Annotated in this window: 14 protein-coding genes and 1 tRNA gene; 4 read left to right on the forward strand and 11 right to left on the reverse strand. The window is 62.3% G+C overall.

Annotated features, from left to right (window positions below; genetic code table 11):
• The first annotated feature begins 5 nt into the window (after positions 1 to 5).
• Positions 6 to 590, forward strand: a complete 585-nt coding sequence (gene epsC, locus RQH14_RS09725; protein ID WP_011775089.1) for a serine O-acetyltransferase EpsC — start codon at positions 6 to 8, stop codon at positions 588 to 590.
• Here epsC and RQH14_RS09730 read toward each other — a convergent pair.
• Positions 587 to 1,426, reverse strand: coding sequence for an oxidoreductase (locus tag RQH14_RS09730; protein WP_311213053.1), 840 nt, complete (start codon positions 1,424 to 1,426; stop codon positions 587 to 589). The two genes, epsC and RQH14_RS09730, sit on opposite strands and share 4 nt — an antisense overlap.
• Positions 1,427 to 1,533: 107 nt before the next feature.
• Positions 1,534 to 2,970 (reverse strand): NADP-dependent phosphogluconate dehydrogenase, encoded by a 1,437-nt coding sequence (gndA, locus tag RQH14_RS09735; protein ID WP_311213054.1) that lies wholly within the window; start codon positions 2,968 to 2,970, stop codon positions 1,534 to 1,536.
• 244 nt (positions 2,971 to 3,214) lie between these two features.
• Between gndA and RQH14_RS09740 the strand changes: the two genes are divergently transcribed.
• Entirely contained in the window at positions 3,215 to 3,943 is a 729-nt protein-coding gene (locus RQH14_RS09740) for an FCD domain-containing protein (RefSeq protein ID WP_311213055.1), read from the forward strand.
• A gap of 7 nt (positions 3,944 to 3,950) precedes the next feature.
• On the opposite strand, the gene RQH14_RS09745 is transcribed toward RQH14_RS09740, so the two are convergent.
• From RQH14_RS09745 to RQH14_RS09755, 3 genes are read right to left on the reverse strand one after another with little or no spacing between them, the layout of a single operon-like run.
• A complete protein-coding gene (locus RQH14_RS09745) occupies positions 3,951 to 4,997 on the reverse strand; it encodes an L-idonate 5-dehydrogenase (RefSeq protein ID WP_311213056.1) in 1,047 nt (348 codons plus the stop codon).
• A complete protein-coding gene (locus RQH14_RS09750) occupies positions 4,997 to 5,767 on the reverse strand; it encodes an SDR family oxidoreductase (RefSeq protein WP_311213057.1) in 771 nt (256 codons plus the stop codon). The genes RQH14_RS09745 and RQH14_RS09750 overlap by 1 nt, the downstream gene beginning before the upstream one ends.
• 35 nt (positions 5,768 to 5,802) lie before the next feature.
• Positions 5,803 to 6,714 (reverse strand): NAD(P)-dependent oxidoreductase, encoded by a 912-nt coding sequence (locus tag RQH14_RS09755; protein ID WP_311213058.1) that lies wholly within the window; start codon positions 6,712 to 6,714, stop codon positions 5,803 to 5,805.
• Positions 6,715 to 6,784: 70 nt separating this feature from the next.
• Between RQH14_RS09755 and RQH14_RS09760 the strand changes: the two genes are divergently transcribed.
• The gene (locus RQH14_RS09760; protein WP_311213059.1) at positions 6,785 to 7,852 is read left to right on the forward strand and encodes a D-2-hydroxyacid dehydrogenase; all 1,068 of its coding nucleotides are present in this window, start codon (positions 6,785 to 6,787) and stop codon (positions 7,850 to 7,852) included.
• Between the two features lie 97 nt (positions 7,853 to 7,949).
• Entirely contained in the window at positions 7,950 to 8,453 is a 504-nt protein-coding gene (locus RQH14_RS09765; RefSeq protein WP_311213060.1) for a hypothetical protein, read from the forward strand.
• 85 nt (positions 8,454 to 8,538) lie between these two features.
• On the opposite strand, the gene RQH14_RS09770 is transcribed toward RQH14_RS09765, so the two are convergent.
• The 6 genes from RQH14_RS09770 to RQH14_RS09800 form a co-directional block, all read right to left on the reverse strand.
• Positions 8,539 to 9,897: an MFS transporter gene (locus tag RQH14_RS09770; RefSeq protein ID WP_311213061.1), complete on the reverse strand. Its 1,359-nt coding sequence runs from the start codon at positions 9,895 to 9,897 to the stop codon at positions 8,539 to 8,541.
• Between the two features lie 150 nt (positions 9,898 to 10,047).
• Positions 10,048 to 10,842, reverse strand: a complete 795-nt coding sequence (locus tag RQH14_RS09775; protein WP_311213062.1) for an IclR family transcriptional regulator — start codon at positions 10,840 to 10,842, stop codon at positions 10,048 to 10,050.
• A 638-nt stretch (positions 10,843 to 11,480) separates the two neighbouring features.
• Positions 11,481 to 11,556: transfer RNA gene (locus RQH14_RS09785), tRNA-Val, on the reverse strand.
• Between the two features lie 55 nt (positions 11,557 to 11,611).
• Positions 11,612 to 12,568 carry an NAD-dependent protein deacetylase gene (locus RQH14_RS09790; protein ID WP_311213064.1) on the reverse strand — a complete coding sequence of 319 codons (957 nt, stop codon included), beginning with the start codon at positions 12,566 to 12,568 and terminating at the stop codon, positions 11,612 to 11,614.
• Positions 12,565 to 13,068: a peroxiredoxin gene (locus tag RQH14_RS09795; RefSeq protein WP_311213065.1), complete on the reverse strand. Its 504-nt coding sequence runs from the start codon at positions 13,066 to 13,068 to the stop codon at positions 12,565 to 12,567. Before RQH14_RS09795 ends, RQH14_RS09790 begins: the two co-directional genes overlap by 4 nt.
• Positions 13,065 to 13,484: a DUF3052 domain-containing protein gene (locus RQH14_RS09800; RefSeq protein ID WP_089595414.1), complete on the reverse strand. Its 420-nt coding sequence runs from the start codon at positions 13,482 to 13,484 to the stop codon at positions 13,065 to 13,067. Before RQH14_RS09800 ends, RQH14_RS09795 begins: the two co-directional genes overlap by 4 nt.
• Positions 13,485 to 13,938 lie beyond the last annotated feature (454 nt).

Raw genomic sequence — 13,938 nt, forward strand, 5'->3', positions numbered from 1 at the left:
TCTTTGTGAGCTTCTTCGCAAGGCTTAAGGAAGACCTCGACGCCGCCCGGTCACACGATCCGGCGGCTCGAGGTTCTTTCGAGAACTTTTTCGCATATTCCGGTCTGCACGCCATCTGGGCCCACCGCGTGACGCACCGGCTGTGGCAGAATCCGGCGCTCCGTTTTCCGGCGCGCCTGATTTCCCAGCTGGCCAGGTTCCTGACGGGCATCGAGATCCATCCCGGTGCCACCATAGGCCGCCGGTTCTTCATCGACCACGGGATGGGTGTGGTGATCGGGGAAACCGCCGAAATCGGCGAGGACGTGATGATCTATCACGGCGTAACACTCGGCGGCCGTTCACTGGCCAAGGTCAAGCGGCACCCCACCATCGGCGACCGCGTCACTATCGGTGCAGGCGCAAAAGTCCTGGGTCCCATCACCATCGGTGCCGGCAGCGCCATCGGTGCCAACGCCGTGGTGGTCAAGGACGCACCTCCGGAATCCATCATTACGGGCATCCCTGCCACATGGCGGCACCGCGACGCGAGGTCCGAAACCAAGCCCGCCGTGGATCCCGCAGAATATTACATCGAATACCGGATCTAGCCCGCAAGTCTTCTGTAGAAATTCCAGAAGACAGCATCGAACGCTCGGTCCGGAAGAATCCTTCGCATCAACAGGACGCTCCAGGCTCCCCTACCCACCGGGTATCGGGTCCTGGGGCGTTTTGCCGTCGCGGCTCGAACGATGGCGTTGGCAACAACCCGGGCCGGAGTCGACAGCACATGGCCCTCACCTGACGTAGACGCCAATGCGGCAGCCACAACATGAGCCTGCTCCTGATAAGGTCCGTCGCCGGACGCAGCCAGCAGGCTCTCCCCCGCAATGGTGCCCCATTCACTGTTGGTCCCTGACGGTTCGATGATCACCACGTCGATGCCGTGGGGCTTCAGTTCCAGGCGCAGGGAGTCGCTCATGCCCTCGACGGCGAACTTGGTTCCGTGGTACCAGGCGCCCAGTGGCTCGTAGATCTTTCCACCTATGGACGTGACATTGATGATCCTGCCCGAGCCGGCGGCACGCATTCCCGGGATAACGAGTTGGGTCATCCTTGCCAGGCCCATGACATTGACCTCGAATTGACGCCTGCCCTCGGCCATAGGTACTTCCTCGAGGGATCCGTAGGACCCATAGCCTGCATTGTTGACCAGGACATCGACGTGCCCGTGGGCTGCTTCCACCAGAGCCACCGCCGATGCCATGGATTCCTCCGAGGTGACATCCAGGGACATGACTGTGATGCCATGGACCTTAAGCGGCTCCATCTTCTCCACGCGGCGCGCGCCGGCGTAGACCGTGAACCCGGCCGCCCTGAGGGCGATGGCGGTGTCAAAGCCAATTCCCGTGGAGGCCCCGGTGACCATCGCAATCCGGGATGCCATGGCGGTTCTCCTTCTGTTCACGTACGTCAAAGGCTGTTTAAGTACGGCAAAGGCCGGCCCTCCCCCAGCGTAACGGGGATGGACCGGCCTCTGACGGGACGTTGATGCTAGTGGGTGTCGACTGCCGAGATCTCGGACTTGTCTTCGCCCCACAATGTGTGGAACGTACCCTCGGTGTCCACGCGGCCGTAAGTGTGTGCTCCGAAGAGGTCGCGCTGGCCCTGGATCAGGGCAGCGGCAACGCGCTTGCGGCGCAGGCCGTCGTAGTAGGCCAGCGAGGAGGAGAACACCGGTACCGGGATGCCCAACTGGACTGCGGTGGCTACCACCCGGCGCCACGCCGGGAGGGCCTCGGCGATGGCCTTGGTGAAGGCCGGCGCGAACAGCAGGTTGGCGGGCTTCTCTTCGGCTGCGTAAGCCTTGGTGATGTCCTTGAGCAGTTCTGCGCGGATGATGCAGCCTGCGCGCCAGAGCGAAGCGATCTCATCCAGCTTGAGGTCCCAGCCGTATTCCTTGGCTGAGGAGGTCAGCATGTCCAGGCCCTGGGCGTAGGAGACCAGCTTGGAGGCATACAGTGCCTGGCGGACGTCCTCGACGAAGGTCTCGGGGATTTCCACCGAGGCTTCTTCGCCGGCGAGCAGTTCCTGGCCAAGCTTGCGCTGCTCGGTCTGGGAAGACAGTGCGCGGGCGAAGACGGACTCGGCGATGCCGGAGACCGGGGAGCCGAGTTCCAGGGCGGAGATGACCGTCCAGCGGCCCGTGCCCTTCTGGCCCGCGGCATCGACGACGACGTCCACGAACGGCTTGCCCGTCTTGGCGTCAACGTGTCCCAAGACCTCAGCGGAAATTTCGATCAGGAACGAGGAAAGATCGCCCTTGTTCCATTCAGCGAAGATCTTGGACTGCTCGGCGGGCTCGATACCGGCACCGGAGCGGAGGAGGTCGAATGCTTCACCGATGACCTGCATGTCGGCGTATTCAATGCCGTTGTGGACCATCTTGACGAAGTGGCCGGCGCCGTCGGTGCCGATCCAGGCGCAGCAGGGCTCGCCGTCGACCTTGGCGGAGATCTTTTCCAGCAGCGGGCCGAGGGCGTCGTAGGACTCACGGGAGCCGCCGGGCATGATCGAGGGGCCGTTCAGGGCGCCTTCTTCGCCACCGGATACGCCGACGCCGACGAAGTGGAGGTCCTTCTTTGCCAGCGCGGCTTCGCGGCGGCGGGTGTCCTCGTAGTGCGAGTTGCCGGCATCGATGATGATGTCACCGGCTTCGAGCAGCGGTTCGAGCTGCTCGATCACGTTGTCAACGGGAGCGCCTGCCTTGACCATGATGAGGACGCGGCGGGGCTTTTCGAGGGAATCGACGAGTTCCTGCAGCGTTTCGGTGCGGATGAAGTCGCCGTCCGTGCCGTGCTTTTCGAGCAGGGCGTCAGTCTTTTCCACGGAGCGGTTGTGGAGAGCCACGGTGAAGCCGTTGCGGGCGAGGTTGCGGGCCAGGTTGGCGCCCATCACCGCAAGGCCGGTGACACCGATGTGTGCTGACATCAAAACTCCAATTCGTTCGTGTACAAACAGTCCTGCCGCACCCCCCTGGGGGCACGCAGGAAGCGATTTCAAAACCAGGGGCTGTAATAAACCATACGTATTAAAACCATGGGCGGGAAAGCGGTGCCCACGTTGTGGAAGCTCCCCGCGTCATAAACAGTCTATGATGGGCGCCCGGATCCAACCGCGCTTGTGACACCGGGTCCTGCACGCGGGCGCCGCGTGCGCCACTATGCTTACCTCTATGTCAACCAGCCTCCACCACCGCGCCGTTGAGCATTTGGGAACCCGGATTGTCGGTGGCGCCCTGCCAACCGGACATGTGATGTTGGCGGAGCACTTGGAAGACGAACTCAAGGTGTCCCGCTCGGTCGTCCGGGAAGCCGTGCGCGTCCTGCAGTCGCTGGGCCTCGTGGAGACCATCAAGCGGGTGGGCATTCGGGTCCTTCCTGCGCACCGGTGGAATCCTTTCGATCCCTTGGTGATTCGTTGGCGGCTGGCCGGCGAAGGGCGTGGCGCCCAGTTGCGATCGCTCGCAGAGCTGCGTTCCGCCGTCGAGCCCGTTGCCGCGGAACTTGCCGCAGGCAATGCACCGGAAAGCCTCCGCCAGGAGTTGGTAGGCATTTCTTTGGCCATGAAGGAAGCGGGCGACGCCGGCGATATGGCCAGGTTCCTGGACCTCGACATCCGTTTCCACGCTTTGGTGCTGTCCGGCTCGGGCAACGAGATGTTCGCCAACCTCATTGGCCAGGTCACCGAAACTCTCACCGGGCGGACGGTGCACGGACTCATGCCTGAACACCCACAGAAGCAGGCGTTGCAGTGGCACATGGATGTCGCCCACGCGATCGACGCCGGAGACGGTTCCCTCGCGCGGGAAGCGGCAGCAAAGATCATGCGGCAGACCATCGCGGAGCTGGCACCCAGCTGGGGCGACCAGCCCCGCGTGTTCGTCCCTGTGTCCAAAAACTAGCCGCCGCCTATCCGAAGTTCAGCAGGACCTTCCCGGACTCGGCAGAGTTCTTGGCTACCTCGAAGGCTTCCAGTCCGTGGGCGAGGTCGAATTCGTGCGTCACCACGGGGTCCACGAACAGCGATCCGTCGGCCAAAGCGGTAATAACGTCGTCGATTTCGTCATTGAAGCGGAACGAGCCGAGCAGTTCCAACTCGCGGGTGATGGCCAGGGAGATGAACACCGGTTGCGGTCCTGACGGCAGCAGGCCAACCATCACTACCTTGCCGCCGCGTGTGGCTCCCTTGATGGCCGAGGCCAGTCCGTAGTGGCTTCCCGAGGATTCAATAACGACGTCGGCATCCACTGCCGCTATGGCCTCCGCTTCATCGCCCTTGAGGACCTCGTCCGCGCCAACAGCGCGGGCGATTTCCAACGGTTTGTCATGCATGTCGACGGCTACGATCCTTCCCGCGCCGGCTCGCTTGAGGACGGCCACGGCGAGGGCGCCGATCGGGCCGCTGCCGATCACCAAGGCCGTCTTGCCCTTGACGTCTCCCGCGCGGGCCACGGCGTGCCAGGCAACACTGGCCGGTTCCACAAGCGCAGCGGTGCGAAGGTCCAGGCCCTCCGGCAGCGGACGAAGCATCCTGGAGGGCAGGTTGGCGTAACGGCTGAACGCACCGTCCGTATGCGGATACCGGGCAGCACTGCCCAAGTACGTGCAGCCCGGGGAGAGGTTCGGCCGGTCTTCGGGATACCTGACATCCCCGGCTGCGGGCGTCGCGGGGTGGACGGCCACCGGCGTTCCCACCCCAGGGCCGGAACCATCTACGGCCTGCTGGAGGACCACACCCACGATCTCGTGCCCAAGGACCATGGGCTCTTTGAGGATCGACTCCCCTGCCGCACCATGCAACCAGTAATGAAGATCTGAACCGCAGATCCCACCGTAGGCAATCTCCACGATCGCTTCCCCGGCATCCGGTGCGGTCAGCGGGATATCTTCGATCCGGAGGTCGCCCTTTCCATGGGCCACTACAGCGGGGCCGGAAGCCGGAAGAGTGATGCCCATCAGACCACCACCGTCATTCCACCGTCGACGAAGATCGTCTGGCCGTTGACGAAGTTGGACGCCTGGGAGGCGAGCCACACCACGGGCCCGGCAAGATCGGCTACTGTCCCCCACCGGTGGGCCGGAGTGCGGCCCAGGATCCAGGAGTTGAAATCGGAATCATCCACCAGGTTCTGCGTCATTTCCGTATGGATATACCCTGGCGCGATGCCGTTGATCTGCAAACCGGACGCGGCCCACTCAGCAGTCATGGCGCGGGTCAGGTTCCTGAGGCCGCCCTTGGCCGCCACGTACGGTGCGATGGTAGGACGGGCAAGGTCCGTCTGGACTGAGCAGATATTGATGATCTTCCCCTGTCCCCTGGGGATCATGTGCCGTGCAGCTTCCCTGCCCACCAGGAACGCACTGGTCAGGTCCGTGGTGATCACCCGGTCCCAGTCCTTGACGTCCAGATCCAGCATCGGGACGCGGTGCTGGATCCCGGCATTGTTCACCAGGATCTCCAGCGGGCCAACGTTCTCCTCCACCCAGGCAACTCCCTCAGCAGCGGACGTGGCATCTGTAACGTCGAAAGCCCGACTGTGCACCCGGGCCGCCGGATAGTCAGCCGCCATGGCCTGATGTGCCGCCTCAAGCCGCTCCGGATTGATGCCATTAAGCACCACCGTAGCCCCGGCATCGGCCAGGCCCCTGGCCAAGGCGTTACCTATCCCCCTGCTCGAACCAGTAACCAAAGCAACCCGCCCGGTCAGATCAAAAAGTCCACTCATAGTTTGTTCTTCATTCCTTCTCTGGTTGCGCCGGTTCAGTTGGTGTTCGCCGCGGCTGCGTGCGCCCGGCTCAGGTTTGCGATGGTTTGACGGACCACGGCGAGGTCCTGGTCGCCGAGGCCTTGGCGTTTGAGCTCTGCGTACAGTTCGATCGCGGCTGAAGCCATGGGAACGGCGGAACCAACGGCTTCCGCGCTGGTCAGCACGAAGCCAAGGTCCTTGTGCATGAACTTGGCCGGACCGGTGGGTGCGTAGTCCTTGGCGGCAAGGCGCGGACCCACGTTGTCCAGTACGCGGCTTCCTGCCAGCCCGCCGGACAGGACGTCGAAGAGGGCACCCACTTCCATACCGGAGCGCTCGGCGAGTTCGGCGGCTTCGGCGAGCGCCGCCGTCGTGGTTCCGACAATCAGTTGGTTGCACGCCTTGGCGAGGGACCCTGATCCCAATGGTCCCAGCCGACGTACGGTGGTTCCCATGGCGCCCAGCAGTGGCTGCAGCGTTTCGAACTCGGATTCGGTGGCTCCGACCATGATGGCCAGTGTCCCGCTTTGCGCACCGGCCGTGCCGCCGCTGACCGGCGCGTCCATCACCACTGCGTTGCCGCTGCTTGCCTCGTGAACCGTCTTACCGAACTGTTGTACGGCTGTGGGCGAGACACTGCTCATGATGACGACGGCGGTGCCGGGCTTCGGCGGGTCGTTCCGCCATGAGACAAGCAGGTCCGCGGCGGCTTCTTCGATGAACGGCAGGTCCGGGAGCATGAAGATGATGGCATCCTCGTCACGGAGTCCCGCGACGCTTGCTGTGCGACGGACGCCGGGCAGGCCTTCAAAAGCGGCATCGGATCGGTTCCACGCGGTGACGGTCCACCCTGCGTTGGCGATATTGGCGGCCATGGGTGCGCCCATGAGTCCCAGGCCCACGAAGCCCACTCGCTGTTTGATCATGGAAGGTAACACCTCACTTCTTTGTGGTCATCTTGGGGAATACTGTTCAATATCCTAGCCTCCATTCAGTATGATGAACACTATGACGACTGATGAACTTACCATCGCCATCGCTGTACCGCTCGAAGCTGAGCACGTAGAGCTGATCCGCGCTGTAGATCCCTCCGTAACAGTTCTCTACGAACCCGAGCTGCTGCCCCCGGAGCGGTTCCCCGCCGATCACGCAGGCGATCCCGACTTCAAGCGGACGCCCCAGCAGGAGGAGCGCTATTGGACCCTGCTGAACAGGGCGCAGGTTCTCTACGGCTTCCCCAACGAAAGCCCCGCCGGGCTGGCACGCATCGCTGCCGGCAACCCCCACCTGCAGTGGATCCACGCGATGGCCGCCGGCGCCGGCGGAGCGGTCAAGGCCTCAGGCCTGGACACCGAGACCCTGCAGAAATTCCGCGTCACCACCTCCGCGGGCGTCCACGCGCTACCCCTGGCAGAGTTCTCCGCGTTCGGCATCCTCAACGGATTCAAGCGCAGCGCAGAGATGGCACAAGACCAAGCCGCCAAGTTCTGGCCCGAACTCCGCACGCCCACCAAGTTGGCCAACGGCTCCAAGGTGGTCATTGCCGGGCTCGGCGAGATCGGCATGGAGACGGCACGCATCGCACGCGCCCTGGGCATGAAGGTCAGCGGAACCAAGCGCAACGTCGAAGCCATCGACGGAATAGAGGAGGTCACCGGCAATGACGGGCTACCCGCGTTGCTCGCCGACGCGGACGCCGTCGTGAACACCCTCCCCGGTACCCCTTACACGGAGAAGCTGTTCAACAGGGACATTTTCGCCGCCATGAAACCCGGCACTGTCTTCGTCAACGTGGGCCGCGGCACTGTGGTGGACGAGGAAGCCCTGCTCGAAGCACTCGACAACGGTCAGGTCTCCTACGCTTGCCTGGATGTCTTCGCTGTGGAGCCGCTCCCCCAGGACAGCCCCCTGTGGAGCCACCCCCGGGTACTGGTGTCCCCGCACACGTCCGCCCTCAGCTCTGCGGAAAACCGCCTCATCGCCGAACGGTTCTGCAGCAACCTTCGCACCTTCCTGGCCGGCGGCGAACTGCCCCACCTGGTGGACCCCGTCCACTTCTACTAGGCCGTCTTCTCAACGCTTGGCCTTCGCAGGGGCGCGGCCAGGGACTGTCCCTGGCCGCGCCCCTTGCTTTGACATTGCCTTGAAGTAGCATCGCCACATGAATGCTTCGGAAGGCCCGCAACGCATTATCGTACGACTGTTCCCCGACTACGCGGATACGGCGATCTGGCTTGACGGTCCCATCGACTACTCGCTCACGGGGTTGCCCCAAGGCCTGGTGCATGAGCTCCGGGACTGGGAACAGTTCTACTACGAGTCCCTGACACGCGATTTCACCTGGAAGTCAGCGGAAAGGGCTGCCAGGTACACCTCTGAAGGTCATCGCCTGGCCCAGCGAGTCGCGGACGAACTCGGCGACGGTTATGAAGTCGAGTTCAAGCCCTTCGAAGAAAACGCCCGGCCGCACCGGTTTTGCGGCACCAAAGCCCCTAACCAGCAGGCAGTTGCGGCGTTCGGTGCCCTTATTGCTGCGGCAAACGCAGAAAAGGACAGAATCACCCGCGCCCTTGCAGCCTGCCCACCCAGTGAAGGTACGGGATGGTTCGCCACCTCTCCCCTTTCGGGCAGGGTGTTCAGGCCGACCCGGTCAGAACAGGAATAGCGCGGCAAACGCCGGTTCCCTACACAAAAACAGCGTGGCACCCTCCGTTCGGAGGGTGCCACGCTGGTCTTGTGGTGCCGGGATGCTACTTGGCGTCCTCGGTGCTGACGAGGTCGCGGCCCGCCGTCTCCGGGGTGAAGAAGGTGGTTACGAAGGAGATGAGCGCCAAGACCAGGGAGTAGATGGCCAGCACCAACCACGAGTGGTTGGTGGCCGCCAGCATGAGCGCACCCAGCAGGGGCGCGAGTCCGCCGGCCAGGACGGCTGAGATTTCCCGGCTCATGGCCACACCGGTAAAGCGGTACTGGGAGCCGAACAGTTCCGGCAGCAGCGGGCACTGGGGGCCAAGCATCGACTGGACGCCGATGGCGATGCCCACGGACATGACGACCCACACCAGAGTGACGTTGCCCAAGGTGACCAGGTAGAAGGCAGGAACCGCAATGATGGCTTGGAACAAGGCGCCGTAGCGGTACACCGGAACGCGGCCGAACCTATCGGACAGCGCGCCGAACGTCACCACCAAGACCGCGGCGAAACCTGCGGCGATCAGCAAGCCCACGGGGCCTATCGAATTGTTGCCGGCAAACACGCCTGCCGGCATGCTCATAAATGACACCAGCAGGGCCGAGTAGATGGACGAGTTGCCGTTTTCGCCCATCCGGAGTCCGATGCCAAGGAGCACATTCTTCTTGGAGTGCTTCCACAGCGCACTGATCGGGTTCTTGACCACATTCTTGTGCTTCTCCAACTCCTGGAACGCAGGCGTTTCCTTGAGTTTGAGGCGAATGAAGATGGCCACCGCGATCAGGATGAAGCTGGCCAGGAACGGAACACGCCACAGCCAGCCCTGCAGGACGGCCTTGTCAGCCATGGCTATCAAGGCAAAGGTTCCCGCGCCGAGGAGGGTACCCAGTTGGATGCCCACGAAAGGCAATGATGCGAAGAAACCACGACGACGGCGCGGAGCTACTTCGGAGATCAGCGTGGTAGCGCCGGCCTGCTCTGCGCCGGCGCCGAGGCCCTGGATGATCCGCAGGGTCACCAGCAGGACCGCACCGAGCATTCCGGCCTGTTCGAAGGTCGGAAGCAACCCAATGGCGAAGCTTGCTGTCCCCATCAAAGCAATGGTCAGGATCAGGACCATCTTGCGGCCAAACCTGTCGCCGATGTAGCCGAAGATCAGCCCACCAAAGGGGCGCGCCGCAAATCCAACGCCATACGTGGCAAAGGAGGCGATCAGAGCGCCTTCAGGGCCAAGGGGCGAAAAGAACAATGGGCCAAAGATCAGCGCGGAAGCCAACCCATAGATGTAGAAATCGTAGTACTCCAAGGCTGAGCCGACGGAGCTGGCCAAGGTAGCCCTGCGCAGCTGTTCCGGCTCAACAACAGCATCGTCAGCATCAGCTGCGAGCCGTGCATTAGTACGAGTTATCACAAGCACTCCCTCAAAATCACCCCAGGCCCCCGTTGGCCCGGCGAGATAGTGATGGCATCACCGCCAAGATCACTATGATGAACAGCGTACAGCTTGTTGAACCCACTGCCAAGGTTGTAATCAGATTTATTTAGAACATTCCGGAGGAATACGGGACTAACCCATGGGATTCCCGAGGGATCGCGCCAACTCCTTGAGCTCCTTGACCATCAAGGCGCCCTGTTCCTCGGAGTAGGTGGCCTTCAGTGCTGTCACCGACAGTCCCAAACTGGGGCCGTGGGCTCCATGGGTAGGTACGGGCACGGCGAGGCAGACAACACCCACCGTTGACTCCTCATCTTCAAAGGCGAACCCCTGCTGCCGAATGGCAGCTACCTGGGACTTGAGTTCCTCAGCCGTGCGCAGTGAGTTGGCAGTCATGACCGGAAGTTCCGTGCCATCAGGGAACATTGCCTCAATGTCGTGATCATGCAGCTGCGCCAGCAGGGCTTTGCCAACACTGCAAAGGGAGACCGGCATCTTGTCACCGATATTGGACGTCAGCCTCACCGCGGGATGACCCTCATAGCGGGCCAGATAGATGACGTGGTCGCCGTCGAGCATGGCGATGCGCACCGTCTCGCCTGAGAGGGTAGGCGCCTGCTCGCAATACTTATAAAACTCCTGCACCTCGTCGAGGCGGCTGAGGTAGGCGGCACCGAGTTCCACCAACTTCCGCCCCAAGGCAAAGTCCGCGCCCTGCCTGGTAATAAGGCGCGCTTCCTCGAGCGCCAGCAAGAGATTGGACGTGGACGATTTGGGGATGCCAAGTTCGCGGGAAAGATCACTGAGCGTCAGCCGCCCCGACGGAGATCCTGCCAGTGCCTCAAGAACCGCAGCTGCGCGGGTCACGGCAGGCGCAGGCGACGAAGCGCCCAGCCCCTCGGAACGGGTGGTGCGGGAATCGGCCATGATTCTCCTTCGTCAGAACTGCCATCGCGTTCATTCAGCTGAACACTACCCATCATAGTGGCACGTTGCTGCCACCCGGAGGCGTGGGCCTACTGGACCTGCGACACGTACCGGCCGCTTGGCAGGCTCCGCTTTCCAAACCCAAAAGTTCGCTGTATATTCATCTTCGAGCTCTCCACCGCGGCATCCCCCAATAGTCGCGGTGGAGAGCTCATCCATTTCCCGGCAAAACCTAAGCCGCGGCCACTTCTTCGCCCCTGAGGCACCATCCCCCTCCGGCCCCGTCCCGTACTAGCTCCCATGTAGCAATGCCGGACCGTGCATTGCTTCCCAAGCGAACCTGGACCTGCCAGACCTCCACATCCACACGGCCCTGCCCCCTCGGCATTCGCCGTGACTGCTCCCACCATGGGACGCGCTCAAACCAACGCACAGGCTCTACGACCATCCGCCATTCCCGGTTGCCCCTCACGACCACCGCTGGTGTGCCCTGCGTGCTGCTGCGGATATATACGTGCTCCATGGGAAGAAACCCTAGGAGCGGACCCTGACATTAAAGGGTTGTGGAGAACATGCGGCATTGCACGAAAAAACCCCGCCACTGCCAGCCAACAGGCTTGGAGTGACGGGGTTTCACTTGGTGGGTCCTACCGGGATCGAACCGATGACATCCACGGTGTAAACGTGGCGCTCTACCAGCTGAGCTAAAGACCCATGGTGCAGTTTCAGTGCCTCAGCGCTTCAACCAACGAACAATGACTCTACATGATCAATTGGGAGAAACACCAATCGGCGGTTTCGCACCCGGAAGATCCGGCAGGTTCCGGGCCAAATAGTCCAAGGCCCCGCTCACTCCGAGCTCGAGTTTCAGGGTGGCAAAGGTGTCACCCCGGGTAGTTCCCCGATTGATAATGACTACCGGCTTTTCAGCCTTGGCAGCGTGGCGCACGAAGCGCAGCCCGCTCTGCACCGTCAGCGACGAGCCTGCTACAAGCAGTGCCTCCGCTTGATCAACCATGGCGTAGGCTCGCTCGACGCGATCTTTAGGAACGTTCTCGCCGAAATAGACGAAGTCGGGCTTAAGTGTCCCTCCGCACCTGGGACAAACAGCCATGACGAATGAAGTGATGAGCTCCGGATCCTCAACCGTTGCATCAGCATCCGGAGCCATTTCCACCAGCCCGGACTCCAAAGCGGCTTCAAGGAATCCCGGATTGATCTCCTCAAGGATCGCTGCAATGAGCCGCCTGCTGAAAGTGTGGCCGTTCTCCAGGCAGACCACCTGGTCAAAGCGCCCATGCAAATCCACCACGTTGACGCTGCCGGCGTCCTCGTGGAGCCTGTCTACGTTCTGGGTGATGAGGCCTGACAGGAGGCCCCGGCGCTCCATCAGCGCGACCGCGGCGTGTCCGGCGTTGGGGTCGGCATGCCTCAAGTGGGACCACCCAAGATGGTTCCGGGCCCAATAGCGCCTGCGGTTGCCCTCGCTGCCGATGAACTCCTGAAAGGTCATCGGATTCCGTGGTGCAGAACCTGGCCCTCGATAATCCGGAATACCGGAATCGGTGCTGAGCCCGGCGCCCGTCAGCACAGCCAGACGCTTTTCACCTATGGCCTCTACAGCCTGCCTGACGGAAAAAAGCTCCTCAGGATCAAGCTGCGCCGCCGGCGCAGGAGCCATGCTGGCAAAACCAGTCATGCCCACGCCGGGCCGGCCGTCACTCATGCTGGCTGCTGACCCAGCGCCGTGAGCGCGAGGCGGTATTCAGCCAAGTCCCTCGCTTGTCCACGCGGATTGACGACGACAAACCGGATGATCCCCGCGGCGTCGATGATGAACGTTCCCCGCAGAGCCATACCGCTGACGTCGTCGAAAACCCCGTACGACCTGGCTACCGCACCGTGGGGCCAAAAATCGGCCAGCAGGTCAAAGCCATAGCTTTCCTGTTGCGCGTAGGCGCGCAGAGTGAATTTACTGTCCACGGAGACCGCAAGTACCACCGCGTTCGAATCCTCGAACGCCGCAATATTGTCGCGAATCTCACAGAGTTCACCGGTGCAGATCCCGGAGAACGCGAACGGGTAGAACACCACAACTACGTTGCGGCCCCGGTAATCCGACAGGCGGACAGGCTCGCCAAACTGGTTTACGAGCTCAAAGTCCGGCGCAGGTTGGCCCGGCTGCGGAACGACCGCAGGAGCCGGCGCCAGTCGGACATCGGTCACTTGTTCTTCTTCGGCACCAGTCGGGTGGCGCTCCAGTCTTTCGAAACCCCGGCAGAGGTGGTGAGGTGCAACCCGGATGTGGGAGCCGCATCCTGGATATCAGCCGGAGAAACATAGTTGTCCCGGCCGGACTTAGGGGTCAGCACCCAGACAACTCCGCCTTCCTTCAGCGTGGTGAGCGAATCCATGAGGGCATCTACAAGATCACCGTCGCCATCCCGCCACCAGAAGACAACGGCATCGACTACGTCGTGGTCGTCTTCATCCAGCAGCTCAGAGCCCGTCACATCTTCAACGTCATCACGCAAGTCGAAGTCGACGTCGTCGTCGTAGCCGCGCTCCTGAATCAGATCCCCATCTTTGAAACCCATTCGTTCCGCCACATTTACCGATGTGGCGGCGTCGGCCTCGCTCACGTTTCCTCCTTTTGAAGTGACTTCCATTACTAACAGCCAACACCCTTTGGGCGTGTGCTTCAAGCCATTGTCCCTGCCACGGGCCACATTCCGCATTCCCCGGGGTGTTTCGGGGCTGCGACTGTCACGTGCTTTCCGTCACGCAGGCCGGCGGGGTGTGACATACAACGCCCCTCAGGGCCCACGGCTACGCATCCCAGCGCAGTGAAAGCTAGAGTGGCCATGAGCGCTCTGGCTGCAGGGCGATCGCCCCGCAGAATTCTACTGGGCAGCCAAGCGCTCACAAGACCTGCCCGGCGCATCCGACCGGGCTGTTGAAACCGAAATGTCGCACACGACGCGTTCACGACGGGCAGTTACCCTGCCAGACCTGAGGCGCCGATGCATGCGCCTAAAGGAAGGTTGGACGTGGCTGCAGGAGAAGAGACCTCACACATCCTCAGCGGGTTGACTG

This window comes from Arthrobacter sp. WCS2018Hpa-7, assembly GCF_031843805.1.
Lineage (GTDB): Bacteria > Actinomycetota > Actinomycetes > Actinomycetales > Micrococcaceae > Arthrobacter.

Coding starts and splice junctions, on each gene's coding strand:
- RQH14_RS09740 (WP_311213055.1), top strand. CDS start 3,215: ATGTCAACCAGCCTCCACCACCGCGCCGTTGAGCATTTGGGAACCCGG.
- RQH14_RS09730 (WP_311213053.1), bottom strand. CDS start 1,426: ATGGCATCCCGGATTGCGATGGTCACCGGGGCCTCCACGGGAATTGGC.
- RQH14_RS09775 (WP_311213062.1), bottom strand. CDS start 10,842: ATGGCCGATTCCCGCACCACCCGTTCCGAGGGGCTGGGCGCTTCGTCG.
- RQH14_RS09790 (WP_311213064.1), bottom strand. CDS start 12,568: ATGAGTGACGGCCGGCCCGGCGTGGGCATGACTGGTTTTGCCAGCATG.
- gndA (WP_311213054.1), bottom strand. CDS start 2,970: ATGTCAGCACACATCGGTGTCACCGGCCTTGCGGTGATGGGCGCCAAC.
- RQH14_RS09750 (WP_311213057.1), bottom strand. CDS start 5,767: ATGAGTGGACTTTTTGATCTGACCGGGCGGGTTGCTTTGGTTACTGGT.
- RQH14_RS09755 (WP_311213058.1), bottom strand. CDS start 6,714: ATGATCAAACAGCGAGTGGGCTTCGTGGGCCTGGGACTCATGGGCGCA.
- RQH14_RS09760 (WP_311213059.1), top strand. CDS start 6,785: ATGATGAACACTATGACGACTGATGAACTTACCATCGCCATCGCTGTA.
- RQH14_RS09765 (WP_311213060.1), top strand. CDS start 7,950: ATGAATGCTTCGGAAGGCCCGCAACGCATTATCGTACGACTGTTCCCC.
- RQH14_RS09745 (WP_311213056.1), bottom strand. CDS start 4,997: ATGGGCATCACTCTTCCGGCTTCCGGCCCCGCTGTAGTGGCCCATGGA.